Source organism: Salinimicrobium maris (genome assembly GCF_049680855.1).
Taxonomy (GTDB): domain Bacteria; phylum Bacteroidota; class Bacteroidia; order Flavobacteriales; family Flavobacteriaceae; genus Salinimicrobium.
The window spans coordinates 70,875-94,763 of sequence record NZ_JBMPGS010000007.1 but is presented as its reverse complement, the minus strand read 5'-3'; the positions used below and the strand labels follow the sequence as shown (position 1 = coordinate 94,763).

The 23,889-nt window shown below is 39.3% G+C and carries 18 protein-coding genes and 1 pseudogene; 10 read left to right on the top strand and 9 right to left on the bottom strand.

Annotated features, from left to right (window positions below; translation table 11 throughout):
* Nucleotides 1–72: 72 nt before the first annotated feature.
* From ACOV1Q_RS15665 to ACOV1Q_RS15635, 7 genes are all read right to left on the bottom strand, one after another.
* The gene (locus ACOV1Q_RS15665; protein WP_424495342.1) at nucleotides 73–1,713 is read right to left on the bottom strand and encodes a hypothetical protein; all 1,641 of its coding nucleotides are present in this window, start codon (nucleotides 1,711–1,713) and stop codon (nucleotides 73–75) included.
* A 38-nt stretch (nucleotides 1,714–1,751) separates the two neighbouring features.
* On the bottom strand, nucleotides 1,752–2,876 hold the full coding sequence (locus ACOV1Q_RS15660; RefSeq protein ID WP_424495341.1) for a serine hydrolase domain-containing protein: 1,125 nt from the start codon (nucleotides 2,874–2,876) through the stop codon (nucleotides 1,752–1,754).
* A 27-nt stretch (nucleotides 2,877–2,903) separates the two neighbouring features.
* Nucleotides 2,904–3,386 carry a hypothetical protein gene (locus ACOV1Q_RS15655; RefSeq protein WP_424495340.1) on the bottom strand — a complete coding sequence of 161 codons (483 nt, stop codon included), beginning with the start codon at nucleotides 3,384–3,386 and terminating at the stop codon, nucleotides 2,904–2,906.
* Between the two features lie 12 nt (nucleotides 3,387–3,398).
* Nucleotides 3,399–4,883, bottom strand: coding sequence for a SusD/RagB family nutrient-binding outer membrane lipoprotein (locus tag ACOV1Q_RS15650; protein ID WP_424495339.1), 1,485 nt, complete (start codon nucleotides 4,881–4,883; stop codon nucleotides 3,399–3,401).
* A 10-nt stretch (nucleotides 4,884–4,893) separates the two neighbouring features.
* Complete coding sequence (locus ACOV1Q_RS15645) at nucleotides 4,894–8,367, bottom strand: SusC/RagA family TonB-linked outer membrane protein (protein ID WP_424495338.1); 3,474 nt, start codon at nucleotides 8,365–8,367, stop codon at nucleotides 4,894–4,896.
* Nucleotides 8,368–8,387: 20 nt separating this feature from the next.
* On the bottom strand, nucleotides 8,388–9,425 hold the full coding sequence (locus tag ACOV1Q_RS15640) for a FecR family protein (RefSeq protein WP_424495337.1): 1,038 nt from the start codon (nucleotides 9,423–9,425) through the stop codon (nucleotides 8,388–8,390).
* A 100-nt stretch (nucleotides 9,426–9,525) separates the two neighbouring features.
* Nucleotides 9,526–10,098: an RNA polymerase sigma factor gene (locus tag ACOV1Q_RS15635; protein ID WP_424495336.1), complete on the bottom strand. Its 573-nt coding sequence runs from the start codon at nucleotides 10,096–10,098 to the stop codon at nucleotides 9,526–9,528.
* A gap of 500 nt (nucleotides 10,099–10,598) precedes the next feature.
* On the opposite strand from ACOV1Q_RS15635, the gene ACOV1Q_RS15630 reads away from it, so the two are divergent.
* From ACOV1Q_RS15630 to ACOV1Q_RS15595, 8 genes and pseudogenes are all read left to right on the top strand, one after another.
* Entirely contained in the window at nucleotides 10,599–10,892 is a 294-nt protein-coding gene (locus tag ACOV1Q_RS15630; protein WP_424495335.1) for a helix-turn-helix domain-containing protein, read from the top strand.
* Between the two features lie 16 nt (nucleotides 10,893–10,908).
* Nucleotides 10,909–12,093 (top strand): VapE domain-containing protein, encoded by a 1,185-nt coding sequence (locus ACOV1Q_RS15625; RefSeq protein WP_424495334.1) that lies wholly within the window; start codon nucleotides 10,909–10,911, stop codon nucleotides 12,091–12,093.
* 205 nt (nucleotides 12,094–12,298) lie between these two features.
* The gene (locus ACOV1Q_RS15620; protein ID WP_424495333.1) at nucleotides 12,299–13,126 is read left to right on the top strand and encodes a DUF8464 domain-containing protein; all 828 of its coding nucleotides are present in this window, start codon (nucleotides 12,299–12,301) and stop codon (nucleotides 13,124–13,126) included.
* Nucleotides 13,127–13,141: 15 nt separating this feature from the next.
* A complete protein-coding gene (mbpA, locus tag ACOV1Q_RS15615; RefSeq protein WP_424495332.1) occupies nucleotides 13,142–13,654 on the top strand; it encodes a mobilization protein MbpA in 513 nt (170 codons plus the stop codon).
* Nucleotides 13,651–14,518 (top strand): annotated as a pseudogene (locus tag ACOV1Q_RS15610) (relaxase/mobilization nuclease domain-containing protein). The gene mbpA and the pseudogene ACOV1Q_RS15610 overlap by 4 nt, the downstream one beginning before the upstream one ends.
* A 10-nt stretch (nucleotides 14,519–14,528) precedes the next feature.
* Complete coding sequence (locus ACOV1Q_RS15605) at nucleotides 14,529–14,828, top strand: DUF6730 family protein (protein WP_424495331.1); 300 nt, start codon at nucleotides 14,529–14,531, stop codon at nucleotides 14,826–14,828.
* 334 nt (nucleotides 14,829–15,162) lie between these two features.
* A complete protein-coding gene (locus ACOV1Q_RS15600; RefSeq protein ID WP_424495330.1) occupies nucleotides 15,163–15,705 on the top strand; it encodes a Riean_0653 family protein in 543 nt (180 codons plus the stop codon).
* 47 nt (nucleotides 15,706–15,752) lie between these two features.
* Nucleotides 15,753–19,016, top strand: coding sequence for a T9SS type A sorting domain-containing protein (locus ACOV1Q_RS15595; RefSeq protein ID WP_424495329.1), 3,264 nt, complete (start codon nucleotides 15,753–15,755; stop codon nucleotides 19,014–19,016).
* Nucleotides 19,017–19,490: 474 nt separating this feature from the next.
* Here the strand turns inward: ACOV1Q_RS15595 and ACOV1Q_RS15590 are convergent, their stop codons facing one another.
* Nucleotides 19,491–20,588, bottom strand: coding sequence for a hypothetical protein (locus ACOV1Q_RS15590; protein ID WP_424495328.1), 1,098 nt, complete (start codon nucleotides 20,586–20,588; stop codon nucleotides 19,491–19,493).
* Between the two features lies 1 nt (nucleotide 20,589).
* Entirely contained in the window at nucleotides 20,590–21,375 is a 786-nt protein-coding gene (locus ACOV1Q_RS15585; RefSeq protein ID WP_424495327.1) for an RNA polymerase sigma factor, read from the bottom strand.
* Between the two features lie 413 nt (nucleotides 21,376–21,788).
* On the opposite strand from ACOV1Q_RS15585, the gene ACOV1Q_RS15580 reads away from it, so the two are divergent.
* Nucleotides 21,789–22,028, top strand: a complete 240-nt coding sequence (locus ACOV1Q_RS15580; RefSeq protein WP_424495326.1) for a helix-turn-helix domain-containing protein — start codon at nucleotides 21,789–21,791, stop codon at nucleotides 22,026–22,028.
* A gap of 280 nt (nucleotides 22,029–22,308) precedes the next feature.
* A complete protein-coding gene (locus ACOV1Q_RS15575; protein ID WP_424495325.1) occupies nucleotides 22,309–23,889 on the top strand; it encodes a type I restriction-modification system subunit M in 1,581 nt (526 codons plus the stop codon).

Sequence of the window (23,889 nt, the reverse complement as noted above, 5' to 3'; positions counted from 1 at the left end):
ATTTCCTTACATTTTACATAGAAAAGAAGAAGCCTGCGTTGTGGTTTCACAGGCAGGCTTCCTTACTTCTGGCTAATTTACTGTCTTCAATTCGAATACTACAGACCCGGCATTATCGGTAGCTAATTGATTTATCTTCATTACTATTAAAGTGCCGTCCTGTGCCTTGAAGAAGATAACATCATCTACCTCTACCTGCCTAATGCGATCACCTGGTCCGTTTTCATTAGCAACATACCCATCCATATCCTCAACTTCTGCAAGGGCTGTTTCAAAGGCTGCCTGCATTTCTGCTCCTGAAGATATATCTTCAAAAACAGCAGCTGTTCCGGAATTCCCAATATTTAGGAACTGTCCCGAATTTTTGGTCGTCCATCCTGAATATACAGCATCTTCAATCTCTGATCCAAAATATTGCAATCCGCTGCTGGAAGGCGCCAGAAAGTTAACTCCGGTACTTGCCCCTACCAACATTATAAGGTCAATCTCTGATTGATTCGCCGTGGCATCTTGAAGACTGTAAGCAGACTGGCTGGAAATATTAAAATAACTACCAACCTCTGTATGCTCCTGTCCTCCAATTTCGACCGCATCAAAATAAGCGATATCCCCATCTTCATTGTCGTCATCATCATCTCCATCATCCGGGTCCTGGGGTTCAGCATTTGGATCGGCAGCCGTTTTCATTTCGAACTCCACCAATCCTCCTGTATCAGGAAGCATGGAAGTGACCAGAAGTACAGAAATATTTCCAGATTCGCTTCTAAAGAAAATAACATCCCCTACCTGTACCTGTCTAATTCGGTCTCCGGGTCCGTTTTCATTTTCCACGTAGCCCGGTGTATCTCCGATATTTGCTTTCGCAGTTTCAAATGCTTCTATTATTTGTGCAGAATATTCAAGTCCTTCAAAGACTTCTTGAGAATCAATATTTCCTATATTCACGAATTCACCATCATTTTTAGTATCCCAGCCATCATAAACAGCATCTCTTATTTCTGCACCAAAATATTGGAATCCACTGCTTGCCGGAACAAGGAAATTAATTCCTGTGGAAGCTCCGACTAACATGGCAAAATCTATTTGTTCCTGATTACTGCTTGCTTCTGGCAAGGTAAAATCAGTAGCCGTTTCGACATTAAAGAAGCTACCTGTCTGCGTATTGTCCTGCCCGCCCAAAGCAAGTTGAGTGTAATATATAATATCATTGATTTCCTGAATTGGATCTTCCTCCGGTTCTTCTTCCTGAACTTCTATAACTAAAGCTTCAGAAACAGATTCCTCTTCCTGATCAACTATAAATTCCAATGTGATCTTGTCGTTATTTTTTCTTTCGTCAGAAACATGGTACTCTATAAGGATCTCCTCATCATCAGCTCCGCTTAATTGCTGAGTGAAGGCTGAAAGTGGTGTGCGCTCCTGCTCCAGAACTCCGTTAGACATGATCTTTTCATATACCCTGAATTCAGTAGCATTTCTTTCTCCTTTATTGATTTGTACCGTAAAGGTGTGTGTTGAATCTGGCGCAGTATAGAAACTTTGACCAAAAAAGGATGGTTCAAAGCTAATTACAGCATTCTGCCTAAGGTCTTCCTCTACTTCATCCAAAGTGTCATCATCGGAACAGGAAATCACTATTCCCATGCTAAGGATAAACAGAAAGATAGTTTGTAAAGGCAACCTTCTGGTTAAGTTGATATAATTTTTTTTCATCTTTTAAATTTTTCTGGTTAAAAATTGGCAGGCTTAGACTATTCTTCCAACGCACCAAGGATGTAGTCTTCTACCACACTGGCAATACTTGTAAAATGTGCTTCAGGTGTGGTTCCCTGGCTTAGAGATGTAAGAACAATAATAATATCCAGTTCCGGAATAGTCATCATATACTGCCCACCATGTCCAATGGCAGAATAGGTGCTGTATTCATTAGCCTTGACAAGCCACCACAAATAACCATATCCTTCTATTTCAAAAGGTCTTGATATCCCCTGGGGAGTTACCTTGAATGCAATACTCTTTTCTATCCAATCCTCCGAAACAATACGCTTATCCTTGTATACGCCTCCGTTCTTTACCATAATCCCTATTTTTGCCAGGTCATAAGGTTGCACATACACATTGTTCCCTCCTTCATTGTATCCCTGCGGATCTGTAGTCCAGCGGGTCACTTCAATTTCCATAGGTTCATATAAATATTGCTGTGCGAATTCTAGGGAACTCATCCCGGTCGCTTCCGTTAATATTGCAGAAAGCAGATGTGTGTCACCCGTACTATAAGCATACCAGTTGCCTGGATCTGCTTCCATAGGTAATTCAAGGGCATATTCCAGCCAGTTATCACTATTGGTCCAACCTGAATAATTATCCAAACTTGTAGACTCCAATCCGGAGGTCATGGTCATCAAATGCTCTATAGTAATTTCTTTTTTTCTCGGATCCATCTCATCATTGAAGATCCCTGGCACATATTGATAAAGAGTTTCATCCACGCTGTTAATAAAGCCTTCTTCAATAGCTATTCCTATTAGCAGGTTTAAAATACTCTTTGAAGAAGATTTAAGGTTGCTATCCTGTCCTTCAGAAAATCCATTGTAATAGTTTTCAAAGATCAGGGTGTCCCTCCTAATGATTAACAAACTATGAAGCCTGTCCATTAAAGAAGCACGACTGTCAACCTTAAGAAATGCATCAGGATCAAAACCAAAATCCTCTGGTTTACCTTTGGGAATTTCATAACTTACCTCAACAGGATCTGGTTCCGGATCCACTGTGTCGTCTGTAGAATTACCGGAATCGTCCCCTGAGCAGGAATAACTTCCTATCATGATGCCCATGATTAATAATAAGTGTGATAGTATCATTTTATTTTTTTTCATTTTTAAAGTTTTAGGTACAATTAGAAATTAGTCTACCCGGAAATTTATAACACCACCGTCTCTTCCTTCCGGAACTCCTGTAGGACTTTCCCTTACCTCACTTGAGCTTGCAGTAAGTCCATTCTCATTTTTCACCACTACCTGAAATCCGAAGCTTGTACCACTTGGCACATCAGGAATAGTATATGTAATTAAAAGTGAATCTGTCCTGCTCTGCGCGGAATAGGCCTCCTCATAGGGATAGACTCTAAGATCATCCAATTCAGGATGTCCTTGTACCTGTGCAAAAAAATCAACCTGCGCAATTTCATCATTAGACCAGTATCTAAGATCCAGGGTTATTTCATTCCCGGATGAATAATCCTCATCTGACGTGGTGAAACTGGCTATCATTGGAACACTCCTTCCGGTTTCTTCTATGTTCTGTTCAAGCCAGGTATCATCTTCATAGCAAGCGGTTAAACTGACTGAAACTAAGGCTACAAATAATATGGTTCTAATATTTTTCATAAAATTTAATTTTTATTGGTCCCACCATAAACGTGTTGAAACGTCCTTGGTAACTTCCTGTACATTTTCATCATTCCTGCTATATTCAGAGTCCGGATATCTCACTCTTCTCACCCATTTTCCTTCTAAAAACGGATTGTGGGCGACAGGTAAGGAAAGATCTTTGTATACTTCACTACTATAATCATATCGACGCATGTCTGTCCATACCTCCGGATGTAGAAAAAGTGCCAGATATTTTTCTTTCATAATAAGTTCCAGGGTTAAATTTTCAGCTCCTACGGCGATACTGGCATCTGTAAGATATAAGTTCCTTTCTGCCGGAGCCACACCCACTTTTATTAGATTTGCCTCTATACCTTCCAGATAGGCATTGTAGGCCTCCTGGGTTGTGCCCTCACTACGAGCATCCCCTCCATTCAAAAGGAAACGTGCTTCGGCTTCTATAAATTTGCTTTCAGCGTACGTCACCATTTCAATAGGTGCAGTTTGAGAAGTATAGTAACTATCTTCAGCAAAGCGGGCATTTGCACCGCCTTTTCCCGCACCATTTATACCACCTATTAAAGGATTTCCATTAGATTCATTGAAAGCTATATTATCCAGACGCGGATCATTCTCCAGGTCGGCACTGGCAAAAGGATAACTTGTTCCATCCATATACTGCACTACCTGTTCTGAAATTATCAGGTTTGAATTTCCTGTTTGTCCCGCTAAAACTACTCCTGCATACCAGGGGTTAAATGTTCGTGTGGAATAATTCAGGCCAAAATCATCTGCGTTGCTCTCCATGCCATTTTCCAGAGCTTCCAACGCCATTTGAGCTGCCTCAACGGTTCCCTTTTTGGTCAAATGAATGGCGTACCGTGCTTTAAGGGTATGCGCCAACTTAATCCATTTAGAAATATCACCACCATATACAAGGTCATCTTCGGCAGGTTGGTATATACTGTTATCTTCCCGCTTGAGATCTTCTATTGCTTCATCGAGGAGCCGGGGTATTTGGGCATAAATATAACTTTGGTCATTGTAGGAAGGACTAAAATTCTCTTCCTCCATAAGGGCTTCATCAAAAGGAATTGCACCCCAATGATCTGTAGCTATTCCAACGTTCATAACCCGTAAAACTCCGGCAATTCCTCTATAGTGATAAGCTTCAGCGTCTGTGGCTTTGTTCATTATTGTGGCTACCGATGTGAGGCCGTCGAGGTAAATATTTACCCAGGCTGAAGTAAGGGAAAGTTCATTCTGGTTGCTGGGTCCGTTGTTGCCCACAGAAGACGACTGTTGTGTATATTGACTGGTATAATAAGCAATATTAAAATAGGTGTCACCTAAATAATAAATCGAAGTCGGCAACAAAACTTCCATCTCAACTTCTTCCTCACTAATCCGGTTGGGATCATCATTTACATCCAGGTAATCCTCACATGCCGTCATCAGCAATAGCATAGGCATTACCAGTAAAAATTTGCTGTAAAATGTAATTTTTTTCATCCTATTGTTTTTAGAAATTTAGATTTAGTCCAAAAGTGACACTTCTGGTATTGGGGATATTATAACCCGTTAACCCAAAGGCATTACTCCCGGCACTATAGGTAGTTCCTTCAGGATCATATCCTTCAAAAGGAGTGATGAGGAACAAATTATTTCCTGTAGCACTTAATGTAATATCATTAAAAAATGTTCTATCCATTAAAGCTTTTGGTAGCCTGTAAGAAAGCGTAACATTTCTTAGCCGCACCCATGAAGCATCCTGCATAAGGAGTTCAGCAGCCTGGTTGTATCTGGACAACCTGTAGAAATCCTGATCCAGAATAACAGGTTGGGTATTTGGCTGTCCATCAGCTGTAACTCCCTGGAAAATTACTTCTTTATATCTACCGTTGGTTGCTGAAATAGTACCGAATTCCCAGTCGTTAATCCTGCTTTCATCATAAGCATCCCCTCCCTCTTTAACCTCTATGAGAAATGAGAGATTAACATTTTTATATGTGAAGGAGCTGGAAATTCCTCCTGTCCAGTCCGGCATTGCAGAACCTGCATAAATAAGAGAATCAGTAACTACCTGTGGATACCCATTACTGTCAATTAAAAGGTTGTTATTGCTATCACGAGCATAGCCATATCCATACAAATCCCCGGGAGATCCACCTTCGAGTACTCTACTGGTAACGCCCTCACTGGAATTCTGGAATTCAATAACTTCCAAACCTTCGGGAAGACTAATAACTTCGCTCCTTATCCTGGACCAGTTAAGGGTAACATCCCAAGAAAAATCATCGGTTTGAATAGGCTTGAAATCAATCAAGGCTTCTAAACCGGTACTAACGATTTCCCCTGCATTGGTAGTAAACCTTGAAAGTCCACTGGGATTGCTGACAGGAAAGGACACGATTTGATTTTCACTGGCTTGTTGGAAATATGTTAAATCCACACCAACTCTGTTTCCAAGGAATCTCAGGTCTGTCCCAAATTCATAAGAAGTGGTCGTTTCAGGTTTTAAGGAAAGACTTCCTGCAGAATTTGATTTTTTAAATCCACCTACACCATTAAGAGGAAAACCAGGGGTTCCCTCAAAATACTGTCCCACTACATAAGGAGAAGCATCTTTACCAACCTTTGCCCAGGAGGCTCTTAGTTTTCCATAACTAAGAAAATCATCTGCTCCCAGTCCCAGGGTTTCTGTGAATATGTAACTGGTATTAACCGACGGATAAAAGAAAGACCTGTTTTCTTTGGGTAAAGTCGATGACCAGTCATTTCTCGCAGTAACATTTAAAAAGAGCGTTTCCTTATAATCAAATTTTGCATCTGCAAAAAGTCCTACTATTCTCCTTTGGTACGCATTTTTATTAACAAAGAGATTTGTAGTATTGCTCAGGTCTTGAAAATCGGGAAGATTAAAACCTTCTCCCCTAGTATTTAAACGATCATATGTAATATCAGTAATTTGATTTCCTAAAGTCAAAGAACCATTAAAATCCGGATTTAATTGTTTTTGAAGTGTGACTAAAAAATTAGAGTTGATCTCTTTGTAGTTTATGTTTTCCTCTATCATAAATCCGTTTACCGGAACAGCTACTTTTATGTCATTTGCTGCAAACCTTACCCTGCTGTCATTATAGTAATCAATCCCAACTTTATAGTCCACAGTCATCCATGAAAAAGGGGTATAATTAATTCCCATATTCCCGATAATTCGATTGACATCATCTTCAAATGTGCTGTTATAGGCAAGATATAGCGGATTGTTTATAACACCTTCCGTATAATTTTTTTCCGAACCATCGGGCAGTAAATAATCGTTCACATCAATTGTAGGTGACCATCTTCTAAGATTACTAATAACACTTTTATCTCCCCCGTTAGGTCTGCTCCCTCCGGAATTGGAATAATTAGCACTTCCTGAAACCCGAAGCTTATCAGCCAAACTTGTTTCTCCGCTAATCTTGAATGTAGTTCGATCGTAATCGGTATTGGGAACTATCCCTTCCTGCATTAAATTAGATACCGATGTATAAAAATTTGTTTTGCTATTCCCTCCGGAAATACTTGCATAGTTATTATATCGCACCCCTGTTCTAAAAAACTCTTCATGAGGATTAGTAGGGTTGTCCAGCGGACCATTTCGAGGACCCCAGGTGTAATATCCATACGAATAACCAAAAGGACTATCTGGATCTTCATAGGCACGTGCTCTTCCTCTCCAGCCTTCCCTATAATCCATTTGAATATCTGGAGTCTTGTTTACTTCTTCGAAAGTAATGGTACTTTTTACCCTCACCTGTGTGCGTCCTTCTTTTCCCTTTTTGGTTGTAATAATAACAACTCCATTAGCTGCCCTTAGTCCGTACAAAGCAGTAGCTGAGGGACCTTTTAAAATAGAAATAGATTCAATGTCTTCAGGGTTTATATCGGCAGACCTGTTTGTAAAGGAATACTGCTCATTGCTTCCAGAAGCTGCCGATCCTTCACTGGGCAGAACGCTCCCTGAAGTTGTGGAATTAGAAATAGGCATCCCGTCTACAACAAATAATGGCTGGTTATCCCCGGAAGGACTTAACGAGGTAATACCTCGTATTATAATGTTAGAGCCGGCACCGGCAGCCCCACTTGAACTATTAATAGAAACACCGGCAACTTTTCCTCTTAATGCATTAATAAGATTTGGTTCCTCTGTCCGGGTTATTTCTTCTCCCGAAACTTCCTGAACGGCATAACCAAGGGATTTCTTCTCCTGCTTAATTCCAAAAGAGGTAACTACAACCTCATCCAGAGATTCAGAACTTGTACTTAAAGCCAAATCTATCCTCTGTCTGTTATCTATTGGAACTTCAATGGTCTCATAACCAATATAAGAAAACACAAGAACAGCATCGGGGTTAGACACTGATATGGAATATTCCCCATTCATATTCGTTACAGTTCCGTTTGATGTTCCTTTTTCAATAATGGTCACACCCGGGATAGGCATTGCGTCCTGTTCATCAATAACAGATCCTTCAATTGTAAAATCCTGTGCTTCTGAAGTATAAATCCCTCCAATCCTTAAATTTTGGCTTCCTGCAGTAGAAGTATCTACTCTACTCGTGTTTCCATCCTCTGAAGGTTGTTTTCTAACACCTGAACCTGAGAAAATCACATAATTATCTCTTTCAATTTTCTCTATTTTCAGATTTAATCTCTTTAGGGCATTTTGGAGAGAACTATGTATTCGTTCTTCATTTATCTCCACCTCATTTCTTCTGAGGGTTTTATTTTCTATGAGGTTACTTTCATAATTAAAATGAATTTGTAACTCTCCTGATATTTCTTCCAATAATTTTTTTAAAGGAATTTCACGTGAAGAACTGGTTTGATTTTTTTCCTGATGCGTTCCTACAGATGCCAGGAGTTCTTGCGACCCCGCTGCATGGGGGACAAGAGTTATACCCATAAGCATCGCGACAGCCAGAAAAGGTTGTACGAATTTCAACATGTTTTAGATAGTTTTGTTAGTTACTGTTGGAAAATTATTTTCCCGTTTTCTTTTGTAACATTTACATCAAATGAAAGTTCGAGAGTACGTAAAAACTCTTCCATATTATCAGTTTTGATAATACCGGTGAATTTACGTTTAAGCAAGTCCTGATCTTCAAAAATTACTTCCAGACCGAAATTATCCTGCAAAACATGTTTGATTTCTAATAATTCGGCGTTTTCAAAAATCAATTTATTGTTGACCCAGCTTGCATATTTTTTGGTATCAACTTTTGATTTCTTAATTACCTTATCTCCCTTAGAAATTTCCGCATGTTCCCCCGGCTCCAGATAGAGCGGCTCAGCATCCTTATTCAGCTTATTCTCTAGTTTCACCTTTCCTGTTAAAAGGGTAACTTTTGTTTCCCCTCTCCTATCTCCCACATTAAAAGTAGTACCTAAAACCTGTACCTCGAGATTTCCGGAGTGTACAATGAAAGATTTTGGCTGGTGGTCTTTTCCTGTTGCTTTCTCAACATCAAAAAAAGCTTCTCCTTCCAACCAAACCTCACGTACAGACCTGTCTTCCCAATTACTGGCGTAAGAGATTTCAGAATTTGAATTAATTATCACTAAAGAACCATCTGGCAAAACTATTTCTTTCTTTTCCGCAAAATCTGTATCTACAGTAGTTGTGTCAGAAATATTAATGAAGAAATAGCTTAGAAATGCTATAATTACGAGGCTGGCTGCAATTCCACCCAGAAATCGGAATCTACTTTTGAGAGGATGCAAAGCAAAAATCTTCTTTTCCCTATTACCCTCATTCTGGTCAATTCCTGAATTGATCTTCTCAAGCAACCTGGTCTTTTGGAATGAATTCAGGGAAGTTGTTTCCCTAAATTTTAAAGACTTCACAACGGTTATTGCTTTTTTAACCTCCTCTTTTTTATCGGGATGTTGGGTTAACCAATGTTTCCAAAAATCCTTATTCTCAGCGTTAGGTGATAGAACCCAATTCAGAAAATAATCATCCGCAATAAAATCGACAGCCTCAAAGCTTTCGTAATTGTTCATTTGATTTAAATATTTAGATGAAAAACGCGCGAAATTCAACTAGCTTGTTAACAGTAAATGCACAACTTCCAGATTTTACCCCAAATAATTCCTAAAATTTTCAGAAAAACGTAAAAAAAAGTAAAAAGTTTTCTCTTAGCCTTTGTATGGCGCGGGCTTGAAGTTTATAGGTAGCTTTTACGGAAAGCTCCATGACAGCAGCAATCTCCTGAAAATCGAGTTGAGCATAAAACCTCAAATAGACAATTTCCTTTTGACGGTTCGTCAATTTATTAAAACTGTCATTTATCTTCCTAATCGTATGCTCATCCAGCTCTACCCTACCAGGATCGTTTTTAAATGTTGTGGCCAAATAAGGATCGGAAAAATCATAGCGAAAACCTAATCTCTGAGATTCCTTTAATTTTCGGAATATTCTCCGTTTTAAGGATTTAAACAAATAAAATTTAATGGAAGTAGTAGACTGCAGCTTTTTTCTCTTCTCCCAAAGAGTTATAAAAACCTCCTGAATACAATCTTCAACAAGTGCATTATTAGAAGTAATCTTGGCTCCATAACTATACAAAAGATCAATATGACGGTAATAAATTTCTTCCAAAGCACCTCTATCATCGTCACAGAAAGCCATCCATAAATCTGAATCTGCTAAAGTATGATACTCATTCCTACTCATTAAACCACTGTGTTGATCGGTGAAAAATTGCCATTTGGGCTAAGGTAAATTATTTTTTCGTTAAATTATCATCATCTTAAAAAGGGTCAATAACAGATAGATCGTCCTATACAAATTGTAATATCTCACATATAGCACAACAATTCAGTCTGCAGATTTTTCAACGCCGTCACTTCTTTAAGAACCCCAATCCTGTAATAAGATAGCAACAATAGCCGGATTCAGATTTACAATTTATGTCCCCTCTTAATTTACCAATTCCATTAGCTTTTCTTATTTATTACTCGTTTAGCATCAATTTTTTTATGGTAGGATTTACTGCAACCAAATTGAAAAGAAATTCCGCTTTCTGATGTTCTTGAAAGCTCCATACATTATTGGTTATTAGTCATACCTGGTATTTAATGTATTACTTTTTAATCTCTTCCCTTCCTAGTTTAGCTCCAGAATCCGAAAAGCAAAAGCGCTTTTTTTCAGTATCAACTTCAAATAGTTTAATTATGGACACCATCAAAATTCTGGAACAACTGGATCGTATTGAAAATCTTTTACGTGCCAATAAAACGGTCATGTCCTTGGAGGAAGCAAGTGAATACACCGGCATCTCCCGAAGCTATCTTTATAAGCTTACAGCAAAAGGAGAAATTCCCTTTTCCAAACCCAGGGGGAAAATGATCTACTTCTCCCGGGAAAAACTGGATCACTGGCTTCTTTCCAACTCAAAGAAATCAGCCGGTGAACTAAAGACAGAAGCCCTGGACTATACCTTCAGGAATAAGAAAAGATTCTTCTAATCTAAACTCTGATATTATGTCTGGCAATGAGGAAAAGATGTATGGGGCACGGGAGCAGAAGAAAAAAACTGTCTATGACTTTATCTTTGAATATGCTTCAAAGAAATATGAGCTCCGGTACGATGAATTGGGCCATGACTTTCAGATTTCCTTAAAGGGTGAAAATAACTGGGAAATACTGGAGGTCAACTCTTTCCTGATTGAACTGGCTCAGTCCGACATCCAGGTAAACCCTGCCAAACTGGAGATCTATTTAAGATCCCATTTTGTCCCAAAATTTAATCCCATTGAAGACTACTTCAAATCTTTACCTAATTGGCACGGGCAGGATCATATCAAGGCACTCGCATCTTACCTCCCACTAAAGGAACCTGAATTATTTCTTTACCATTTTAGGAAATGGCTTGTCCGCACGGTGAGATGTGCCGTGGAAAAAAATTACTTTAATAAGCAATGCCTGGTTTTAGTTCATCCACAACAGAACTCCGGGAAATCTACCTGGTGCAGGTTCCTCTGCCCTCCTACTCTTTCCAATTATTTTGCAGAAGACATTACTACGGACAAGGATGCACGCATACAGCTAACCCGAAATTTTCTGATCAACCTGGATGAATTATCCGTCCTCGCAAAAAAAGAAATAAATGCCCTGAAAGCTTATTTTTCGAAGACGAGCATTAACGAGCGCTTACCCTATGATAGAAAGAACTCCACGCTGTTCAGGACCTGTAGCTTTATAGGATCTACCAATCGGTCCACATTTCTGAATGATGAAACGGGTTCTGTACGTTGGTTGTGCTTTGAACTGAACAACATCATCAACTTTTCATACTCGCGGGAAATAAATATTGATCAGGTCTGGTCCCAGGCATATTACCTGGCTTACATAGATGAAACGTTCTATCCGGAACTCACCTTAAAAGACATTGCTGAAAACGAAGAAAGAAACAAAACCTACAGGGAAACAACCCTGGAGGAAGAGTTGGTATGCAAATACTATACACAAAGCTGCGATCCAGCGGATTTTAAAACTGCTTCTGACCTGGTCATTCAGCTGGCCTGTATCAATCCCCGCCTCAACATGTACTATATGGGAAGGGCTCTGAAAGCATTGGGTTACGAAAGAATAAAATCATCTCAAAGTCGAAGTTATGGTTACCTGATCAAACAGAAGTTCAAGTCCTCTCCTTTAGAACTTTTATAAAAATTAATTACCCTAATTACCCAAACAGGCTAAGGCACCATGAACAGGGATTTGAGCTGTGGTAATTAGATATGTTAAAGTATCTACCTGGAAACTACCCCGGGGTAATTAGGGTAAATAGAAGGAATAGCAAAAAAGGAAAGGAAATCCAATCTTTTAAAGGGGTTGGGTAAATAGGTAGATAGAAATCAAAAAAATGAATGAAATGAAAAAGCATCAACTATCGTGGAGAAATGCCCGTAATGTTTGCATCGTGAAAACACTCGCAACATTAGGGCACTACCCCACCAGAAAATCGGAAAAAGAAGCTTGGTTTCTGAGTCCCCTGCGGTCAGAAACCCAAGCCTCTTTCAACGTTTCTTTGATCAAAAACCTATGGTTTGACTTCGGACAGGGAAAAGGGGGAAACGTGATAGATCTCATCATGCAACTGAAGAATAGTTCCTTTGAGGAAGCACTGGAATTCTTATCCACTGATACGCTTCCAATCTTCGACTGTCCTAACCCAAAAGTAATTCAGGCCCGGAAAGAAGGGATCGTCGTTATCGAGGTAAATTTTATTACTCATCCTGCCCTGAAAGAATACCTTGACTCCAGGGGAATTCCTTTTCCTGTAGCCCGACAACACTGCAGGGAAGTCCGGTATAGGCTAAAATCAAAAGCCTACTTCGCAATAGGTTTGCTCAATTACCTCGGAGGATGGGAACTACGTAATAAATATCTTAAAAATTCCAGCTCCCCTAAATCCTTTTCCTATCTCCAAAGAAACCATCATACCTTATTAATAACGGAAGGGATGTTTGACTTCCTCTCCCTGTCAGTTATGGAAGAATATCTGGTAAATTCTTCAGATGTCATCATCCTGAATTCCCTTGGCTTTGTACATAAGATTCCGGAGCATATTTCCCCATATGAAAATATCCGGCTATACCTCGATAATGACCCTGCAGGAAATAAAGCAACTGACTTGCTTTTGAACCTTTTTGATCGGCCACAGATGAACGTGGTTTCTACAAAGGATTTAAAGATCTAAATGAAAAATTGTGCCATGAAAACAGAAAGGCAGTTAATTGAAAAGAAGGCGGAAACCAGAATAGAAATTCCTTTACCCGTCGTTCAGCAGGATTCCCAACTACTGGGAAAGTTGAAAAAATCTGATTCGGGTAATGATCATGATTTTTGTGACGATAATTCAAGATGTGTGCCTGTGGGCACAATCTTGATTACTCCCGATGGTCGCAATGAAAAAAAGGAGAGGTTTAAGGGGAAAAGCCAACATATAAAATTCAGGTGTTCCATTTATGAAAAGAAGCTGCTCAAGATAAAAGCAAAACACAGTGGCATTTCATTAAGTGAATTTTGCAGAAGGGCGGCCCATGAAAAAGAGATTAAAGAGCGCCTCTCCGAAGATCATATCGAGATCTATAAAACGCTTTCAAAGTTTCACAACAACTTCAAGTCCATCGGGAATATGTTCCGGAAAAAAGATCCTAAGCTGTCCAGGGAAGTCTATAAACTGGCGGATGAGATCAAAACACACCTTCAAAATGTAAAAAGATGATCGGCAAAGGAAAAGCAATAGCGCATACCCGGGCTTCCATGCAGTATGGCTGGAACCAGGAGAAAGATGCCAGGGTAATCTTCTCCCAAAACCTTTCGGCAGATTCTCCTAAAGAGGTTACTTCGGAATTCAGGTTTATCCAGGAACTGAATGGCAACTGCAAGAACAATACGCTCTCCTTTGTACTGAGTCCCACCATTGAGGATGGTAATCCTGGACAAGAAAACGCTCTCGAAGATATGCACCGAATTTATGAAGGAAATGAACTTAAAGGACCGACAGGCTATCGCTTTTGTACATACGGATAAAAAGCATAAGCATATTCATCTTTATGTAAATCGTATTGACTTTAGGGGACAGGCTTATAATGACAGCTTTATCGGTAAACACAGTCAACAGGCTGCAGAGAAAGTTGCGGAGAGGATGCAACTGACGACCGTAAAACAGGTACAGTGGGAGAAAGAAATGAACCTCTCCTCTATTCGTTCTGAAATCAAAAGAAGGCACGACCTGACTATGAAGCAGTTCAGACCGCAAAACTTTGGGGAATACATCAAAGTTATGGAGACCAATGGAGTAAAGGTTATCCCATCTATTAACAAGTCCAATAAACTTCAGGGCTTCCGGTTCCAATTTGATAATTACAACCTGAAAGGCAGTGAAGTGCACCGCTCCATGACAGGCGGGAATATTGGTAAAAGCCTGGCATCTGGGAAATCCATACCAGCCTTTCTAAAGGAAAATACGCAACTGAACGTTGCAGGAACCACAGTGGAACTTTCCACCGGCATGGTAAAGGCTATAGCCAAACATGTAATCAAGAAAGTCATCTCCAGGGGAATGGATATGGGAATGGGATTTTAAATATAATATCATGGCAAAATTAGACCAACTTAGTGAACTGCTGGTTTCAGAGATCAGCCTGTTTGAACGAACCGTTGAAAAGCTCGAGAAAATACAACAGCAGAAAATTGCTATTGACAGTAGTAGACTCGAATATGCCTTGCTGCAACAGCAGGAAAAAATTGAAAACGCCCTGACCTACCACAGCCAGGAAATGAGCAGTCTTGGACATAAACTTGAGAAGGCAAAGGCTTACCCTGCATGGGCAGTGATTATTTTTAATGTATCTATTATTCTCAATGCTATTCTTATCTATAGCCTATTTTCTTAATCTAGTAAAATCAAGAAATACACAATCACTATTAGTTTTACCTGTAGAGGTATACGATAGGTAGGCAAGGAAAGGATTTATAGGAAAATCTATGCTTGGAGGAAAAATATAATTCACAGATTAAACTTATAGTCTAGTTGAAATAGCAGGCTTACTACTTAATGGGAGGATCTAATATGATAAGATAAAAAAATCCAGAGTGATGTCGATTTGATAAGACTGTCAATAACTGGAATTAGAACAACAAAAAACCCGTACTTTTTTTACGGGAATAAATAACAATTTTTATTAATAATAATATAAGTTTATCCTAATGAATTTCTACTCCCTTATTATGAGACTGACATTAATAAAATTAAGCTTTTTTTTAGCCATTATTACAGCTTCCTGTTCTAAAGAAAAAGAATGTGATGACCCCATAGATTGTTTGCCGCCAATATCGCAAACTGGTGCTAATACAGCGGGTTGTCTTGTTAACGGAAAGGCACTGGTGCCAGGGGGGCGAGGATTAAATACTGGTTCAGTTCTTTTCGTCCAGTATAAATATTCCGATGATGATGATTCTGTTTTTGGATTAAATATAGTGAATAGAACTTCAGGAAAAAGTAAAATGATGTTTATCGAGGTACGGAATGAAAAATTAGTTGAAGGCCAGATGTACGAATTGAAGAGTGAAGATTCACATAGTCTTGCGAGCTATAATGATCTTCATTTGGGGGGATTCGTAACAAGTGATGAACACCGCGGTGAATTACATATCTCAAAACTAGATACTGAGAAACGGATTGTTTCCGGAACATTCTGGTTTGATGCGGTAGATAAAGAGGGAGAAGAAATCGTTGAAATTAGAAATGGCAGGTTTGACGTCATATATTAAAAATAAGCCGTACTACAAACAATTCTTTTTTTACTAAACCTTATCTTATGAAATATAAATTACTTTTCCTGCTGCTGTGGGCAACATTTCCTATGTTTTCTCAGCTCATAATACCACCCGGTCTTCCAGATGAAATTGAAGTAAATACTTCCTTTGCTAATCAGATAAATGACGCATTTTCTAATTTAGACAAATCCAAAATTCCTAATGGATTACTTCAGGATTTTGCTATGGAATATTCTTCTTTAGAAGCATATTCAGGAACTATCTCCGATAGTTCATATGTCCATCCAGGTACTTTAAAACAGTTATACAGTACACTTTTAATGTCCAGAGTTAATCCGGGTGTTAGTGAAGGGTTTGTCTCATATCAAAATTTCGAAAAGAATTGGATGGATGAACGAGAAAAGAATACCATCACGTTAAGTGGGTTATATTTTAAATATTCAAAATTCATTGAAAATGCCTACCCTAATAAAATTACCATTTCAAATAACAAGCTCTACGATAAATACGTGAATGGTGTATGGCAAAACCCTTATGAAGAGGAGAGACTTTTTGCTATTTCGCCTTCAGTAATAAATTACGACGGTTTAAATTTCAATGTTAAATTTCCCTCTGACTTATGGTATACAAATGATTCCAGTTCTGTTCAGGCTGTTCAAATCGATTTTGGTGATGGAAACGGATATGTCAATGTTACTCCCGGGCAGCAATTATCGGTAAGCTATGCAACGGAGGGTATAAAAACCTGGGGCTATAAAATTTCCTTAACTACAGGGGGTGTTTTATTAAGTCATTCAAAATTAAACTTTAACAGTATCCCTTATCATTGTCCTTATGGAACGGGTGGAGCAAATAATTGCAGTATTGAAACGCTTGAGATTTCTTCTTCAAAAGCAATTGAATCCTCTTATGGCAATGTGACATTACAAATAAATTATGGAAATACATATGGAGAAATAAGGCGTCCGTTAATTGTTGCTGAAGGCTTAGACCTTGGGAGGGTAATGGCACCAGAAAATCCATTTGGAGAATCAGACTTGTTGTCCTTTCTTAATGAAGTAAACAGATCTTCAAGCCAGCTCCTAAACACCCAATTATTAGGTAGTGAATTTTTCTTTGATAATGATCAAGAATATGATATCATTTATGTTAACTGGAATGATGGAACTGATTATATCCAGAGAAATGCATATGCCTTGGAAGCAGTTATTGAGTGGGTGAATGATGAGAAAACTACTAACGAACCAAATGTTGTTATTGGACAGAGTATGGGAGGATTAGTCGCCCGATATGCTCTAAAAAATATGGAAGATGATGATGATTTGGAACACGACACCCGTCTTTTTGTAAGTCAGGATTCTCCACATTTAGGGGCAAACGTTCCATTAGGTTATCAATACGCTGCAAGGAATGCGAGAAACCAGTATATTCAATCTCCTGTTCAATTGTTCGGTGGGGATCAGATTTTGCCCATCTTTAATAATGGCGTTGGGCTTTCAGACAATTTAAATCTTTTAGATCAGCCAGCGGTAAAACAGATGTTGGTCCAGTGGGTAAACAGAAACTATCTTATAGATAATTCAGTTCATTCAGACTGGCAAACAGATTTAAAAGAAAAAGGATATCCCCAGCAGACCAGAAATGTGGCTATTTCGAACGGCAGCCAATGTGCCAATACCCAAGGGTTCAGTCCTGGTGATGTTTTGTTTAGCTTAAACGGACAGGTTAAAACGGGATGGCTAACAGATATACTTACTAATTTATACCCCATAGGAAATCTAACAAATAATGCGGTCTTTTTGGCCACCACAATATTTACTTTTGAACCAGGATTTCTATTTGGAGTTTTGCCAGGCAACAGCAGGTTAGATGCAGATATTCGGGTTAACGCCCAACCGAGCCAGGGAAATACAAGGGAAATTTATTCAGCAAATGTATCTTTTACAAAAAAGGTGTTGTGGCTAATTAATATTACTACAACCATAATTAATAAAAATATTAATTCACCTTCCAATTCATTGCCGTATGATTATTATCCTGGAGGTGTGGTATCAACTGGAATCCCTTCTTCCTCTAGTGCGGAATCTAATGCCTGGTATGGATTAAATATGAGTGTTGTAAGTGATCCAGATTTTGTTTTAGTCCCTACTGTTAGTGCTTTGGATATTGGTAAGGGTTTTGTAGAATTAACTGATTCCGATTATAGGGACGTTTATAAAGCAAGTTCACCACCTGTGGCTCCAAAAGATTTCCCATTTGCTAATTTTATAACATCATACGGGGAAGACCCATTTGAAATCGAAAGGATAGCTTCAGAAAACGGTCTCATTTTGATTACTAATTATAATCAAGAGCATCTTGATTTATTCGAAGATAACGGTGATTGGCTGGCGAGGGAAATAGACCCTTCAACCGTGCCTATCGTATACGATTGTTCATTTGTATGTGAAAATATTAGTATAACCGGACCTGAAAATTTATGTAGCTCAGGAACCTATAGTATACCGAATTATGGAGATGCCAATTATTCCTGGAGCATTTCTCCTTCATCGGGAATTACTTTGAACAATGTCAATTCAAATGAAGTGGGTATCTCGTATAATTCAAACGCAACAGGAGAATATGATCTTACTGTCACGATCAATAGTCCTTCATGTGGAAGTGCTTCAATTTCAAAAAGGTTTTCCATTGGTAAACCAGATGTAAAGATTTCTGCATTAGACCCCGATGCTCCCTCTTGGCAGGCATGGGCTTACATAAATGGTGATGGTTCACAATTATCGGAGCAAAATCTGACAGGTCCTGCAACTTTTTCAGTAGTTTCATCTTCTGGCTTTGCCACAGTAAGATTCGAGGGTCCTTACAATAATGGGAATGAATATAAAATTGTTGGTAATGGAAGTAATAATTATTGGAATAGAACGATTGATGTGTTTATAGAAAATGATTGTGGCGTGACCATTATAAGAGTATTCCTAACTCCTCCTCCTGAAGAACCATGTAACTACACTTTACAAGCAACTAGTGTAGATACCTATGCATTCCTCCCTCCCCCGGACCCTTGCGGTAACTCAAGTTCCGTTTCCTCGTCAACATTTGTGTCTCTTGGATCGTTTAATACAACTGAAACGAATTCTCAGGAAGTTAAGAACGTCTTTAACATTAAGATTTTTGATCTTCATGGGGTTCTGAGATTAGAAACGGACGAACAACAAATAAATATTAGCGAACTGCCTAGAGGAATGTATATAATTAAAGGAACCTGGAATGGTATTGAGTATACTACAAAGATTAAAAAGAAATAATAGCAATGTGGAACTTTTGATAATTGAAAATAATAGATAATTTGTAAAAACTTGAACAGTGTATACCAAGAGCCACCAATAAAAAGGTGGCTTTTTTTATAATTTTACAAACCAGTTGAGAAAATACCCTAGGTTATTTATTTCAATTATCTCAACACATGATTCGTTATTCCCGAACTGATAATTCCAGGTTCACTAAAATAAGATGACTCACGCCGTTGTATATGCTATAGGCATTCAGTGAGTGTCTGTGACCTCACCATACGGGTGTACAAGCACCCTCATAATTCTTTCGGTTATATCCAATAATATTGTTACCCGGTGTTATTCTATTTAAATTAGATAAGTATTTCTGATCCTGGTCCTGGCACTTTTTCTTATAAGAACACTCACGCGTTGTATATGCCAAGGGCATTCAGTGAGTGTGATGTTCACCTCACCTTGCGGGTGTACAAGCACCCTCACTTTTATTGTTTAGTCCACTATAAGCTCAATACCGGCTTTCTCGGCTTTGTATTTTATTTTTGTCATTAGGTCATAATAACTCCAGTTCCGCAGCACAAAATCTTCCTCTTTGGCCAGTTCTATTTTCTTCTCCTGATCCAAGAGAATGAGCGTTCCTGCCTGGTGTTTTATACAAAAGTCAATAAGCTTCCTGCTATAGACATGCAGGCGATGGTGAACATAATTACGCTCTTTCTCTCGAAAACTGGCAAGAGCTTTTGTTTTTCTTTTGCGGCCTTTGCCCGATCTCGCATATTTGGCTCCTTCAGCTGTTCTTTTCATCGCGGCCTGTATCGCCAATCTTCGGTATAAAAACTCTTCCCTGCTGCCAATGGTGAGTTTCGCCTTATCAATTTTCACTGCTATGGGATATTCCAGGGACAGCCTGGCTTCCGCGATCACTTCCGGTTTAAGGACATGCTTTTCTTTTTCAAATTCAAACACGGCCAGCAAAAAGATCTTGCCCTCTTTTAACTGGATATGAGAGGTACGCATTCTTATTTCTCCATTTACCAGCTGATGCATCAGATCCCACTTGTCGTTAAAATCCTTTCCCAGGTATGTTTTTACAGGAATGGAAAAAAATTGAAAGCAAAAGGCTTTCTTCTCTGCATTGTATTTCAATCCGCAAACCCCCTCCATGTCAAAGGGAAAAGCCATATTCCTCCTGAAGTTGTTGATGGAGCGTTCTCCACTCCAATACTCCTGCCTTTTTTTCTTAAAAGAACTTAGGATGATACTATTGAGGTTGGTTAAGATGTTGGTGGGCATTTCTCCTTTAAAGCGATCGGAGACCATCCGGTAGGTGCAATTGATCCGGGAACGGTTGAGCATTCCCTTCACATCCTTCTTTTCATCTACCAGTTTATACTTTATTCCTTCTGATAAGTAAAAAAACTCTTCGATCATCTCCTGAACATAGAGATGAGAGACAATAAGATTTGCTGCCCTGTAGCATCTATTGCGCCACAGGTAAAGCTTCTCCATGGCCTCCTTTCGTTCTTCTTTGGTGGGCAGATCGATGAGTAACTGGATCTTGCGAGTGAGTTTGAGCGTATCCGTGGCCATATCACGAGGCTTTTAGTTGTTGCTCATGTTTCTCCTGCATCAGTTTATAGGCCGCCATAAATTCTTTGTGTACTTCCTTTTGTGAGAGGTTGAGCTCTTTGGCTATGGAAGCGAAAGAATACTGCTTTTCCGTACGCAACTGCAATACCTTTTCCTGTTCCTTGGTCATGGTACCCTCTATCTTTACAACCGCTACTGGTTTAAATGGAGTTTCCAGCGCACTGCCTTTATGGATAATATCTTTGATATCCGCAATGGCTCTCTTTACCTCATTGCTGGTATAGGTAATACTGGCTCCCATGGCATTGGCAATCGCTTTATACTGAAAGCCATATTTTAAGCAGAGTTCCATGAGATGGCTTCTTTCGGCGCTGAGCAAAGGAAAAATGCTTTTAATCTTATCAAAGGCTTTCTGATCTGCTTCCTGATCTATTAGGTGCTCATCTTCCTTCTGTGTGTTATAACCATGCATATACTCCTGATAGTTCTCATAAAATTCCAGCCTGTTGATGTTCCTGTAAAAGTCATTTTTGGGCCGACAATAGTAGTAGGTACATTCCCGTTTCATCACATAGCGAAGGAAAAAATAAATATGCTCGGGTCGTTCAATGCCTTCTCTTTTCTCCCAGAGTTTTAAAAAAGTATCTTGAAGGAGGGTTTCAATGACAAACTCATCACGAATCAATTGCTTTCCCAGCCAAAAGATCCTGCGTTGGTATTTGGCATAGATAAGCTCCAAAGCATCGGGATGACCTTGTTGTAATAAATCAAAAATACGCTGTAACATAAGCAGTCGCTTTTAAGCCGGAGGGAATTACCAGCAGAGATTAAACTAATTAGCTTAAGCGAATTCTTATAGGGAATTGAGAGAAGATAGCTTTGAAAACAATTGAGAAGAAGGACCTTTTTAACCAAAAAGGCGTGGATGCTCAACTTATCGATCTAAGGCACTGGTATACCTACACACAACAAGCAAGCCCACGCCCGGGTCGTGAGCATTGTGCTTATCCTCTCGTGTGTTTAAAAATTACCAGTTTTTAGATCGAGATTCAAAGCGAAATGCTTCTAATATTTTACCTTAAGAAGTTTCGCAAATATATTAATATGAGGTAAATATATGAAAAACATTTATTTGTAGTTCGTATTGCCTACATAAATTGTGTTAAAAATCATGAGATTGCTTTATCTAAGGGCTCATAGATGAATCAAGATCAAACTTACCTTGAAAAATTTGGAAAAAATGTACTTAAAAGAAGAACTGAATTAAATTTAAGCTACAGGCAATTGGCACAAAAATGTGATATAGATTTTAGTGCTATTTCAAAGATTGAAAAAGGTCAAAAAAGTCTGGAGTTTCAGACAATTATTGAACTGGCTAAAGGTTTAGAAGTTCATCCCAAAGACCTGTTCGACTTTAGTTTTTCTAAGCAGGAAATATAGAAATGATTACCCACACAGATCTTGCTATTTACAAGTAACTGTTCGCTAATCCTCAGTCCTCGTATTTTTAAATTAAACATACCACTCCAAAATCCCGTAATATCCCTTACGGTTTCCCGTAAAAACACCTCTACCTTTTCATTTATTTTTGACAGGGAAATTCTTTCCCCTACAAAAGGTGTTTAAAACATTTCCTACATGTTAAATATTTTAACTAACTTTCCCACATAAGGATCTATCCCTACAAGATCCTGTTTTTTCACACCCCATATATCTATTAATGGCAAAAGCAGACATTGATTTTGAAAAAGAACTCTGGGATGCGGCGAACGAATTACGCGGCGCGGTATCTGAGAATAACTATAAAAACTACATCTTACCCCTTGTATTTGTAAAGCACCTTAGCGAACGCTATGAAGTGGTGCGCGAAGAATTGAAGGAGCAGCTGAATGATCCGGAATCTGATTATTACACTACAGATAAGGAGGAGATCAATTACGTCCTGGAAGACCGGGATGAATACCGTTCCCGGAATACTTTTAAAATTCCCGAAACCGCTTCCTGGCAGTATTTGAAAGACAATGCAGAGCAGGATGATATCAAGGTGAAGGTGGATGATGCCTTTGATGTGATCCAGGAATTATTAACGGGCTATAACCCTCAGCTGGTGAATATTCTGCCGCGGATCTTTGTGCGGAGTGAACTTTCTCCCAAACAAACCGGCGGAATCATCAACCTCCTCTCCCACCCTAAATTTTCTGAAAAGGAAAATCCCGAAAGCGATATCCTGGGCCGTATCTATGAATATTATATTGGCCGTTTTGCAATGGCCGAAGGTTCGGGTGCGGGACAGTTCTTTACGCCCGGAAGTATTGTAAGGCTGCTGGTGGAACTGCTGGAACCTTACAAAGGTCGCATCTTTGATCCGGCTTGTGGGAGTGGCGGTATGTTTGTGCAAAGTTTGAAGTTCATCAAAGAACACGGGGGAAACAAAAAAGACATCGCGATCTATGGACAGGAAATGACTGCTCAAACCTTGCGGTTGTGCCTTATGAACCTGATGCTGCGGGACCTTTTTTTTGATATTAAACTGGGGAATTCCTTGCTTGATGATAAATTCCCAAACCTGAAAGCCGACTATATCATCGCCAATCCGCCATTTAATGTGAGCAACTGGCACCCGGAAGATCTGCCAGATGGCGATCCCCGGTTATTTGGGCCCAAGGAAGAATTCACTACAGATGGCAGCGCCAATTATATGTGGATGCAAACCTTCTGGCACCATTTGAGCGATACCGGGACTGCCGGAATTGTAATGGCAAACGGTGCGATGACCTCCAACAACAAAGGGGAGAAAAACGTGCGGCAGCATATGGTAGACAATTCTATGATAGACGCCATTGTTCGCCTGCCCGATAAGCTGTTCCTCACCACCGGCATCCCCGCCTGCCTTTTCATCCTCAGCAAAAACCGCGACGGAAAAGACGGCACCCACCGCGAACGAAACAACGAGATCCTGTTCCTTGATGGGTCAAAAATGGGCACTATGGCCAGCAGGAAACTGAGGGTTTTTAGTGATGATGATATTGGTAAAATCGCAGAAACTTACCACAACTGGAGAAACCGCGACGGGAATTATGAAGATGTTGATGGTTTCTCCAAAGCAGCCACAATAGCCGAGGTTCAAAAGCAGGATTACAAACTTACTCCGGGCATCTATGTAGGTACAGAAGCCGAAGAAGATGACGGAATCCCTTTTGAAGAAAAGATGAAAATTTTAAAAGCTGAATTGCTGGAGCAGTTTGAAAAAGGAGAGGAATTAAAAGGTAAAATTAAAGCAAATTTTGAGAAAATATTTTAA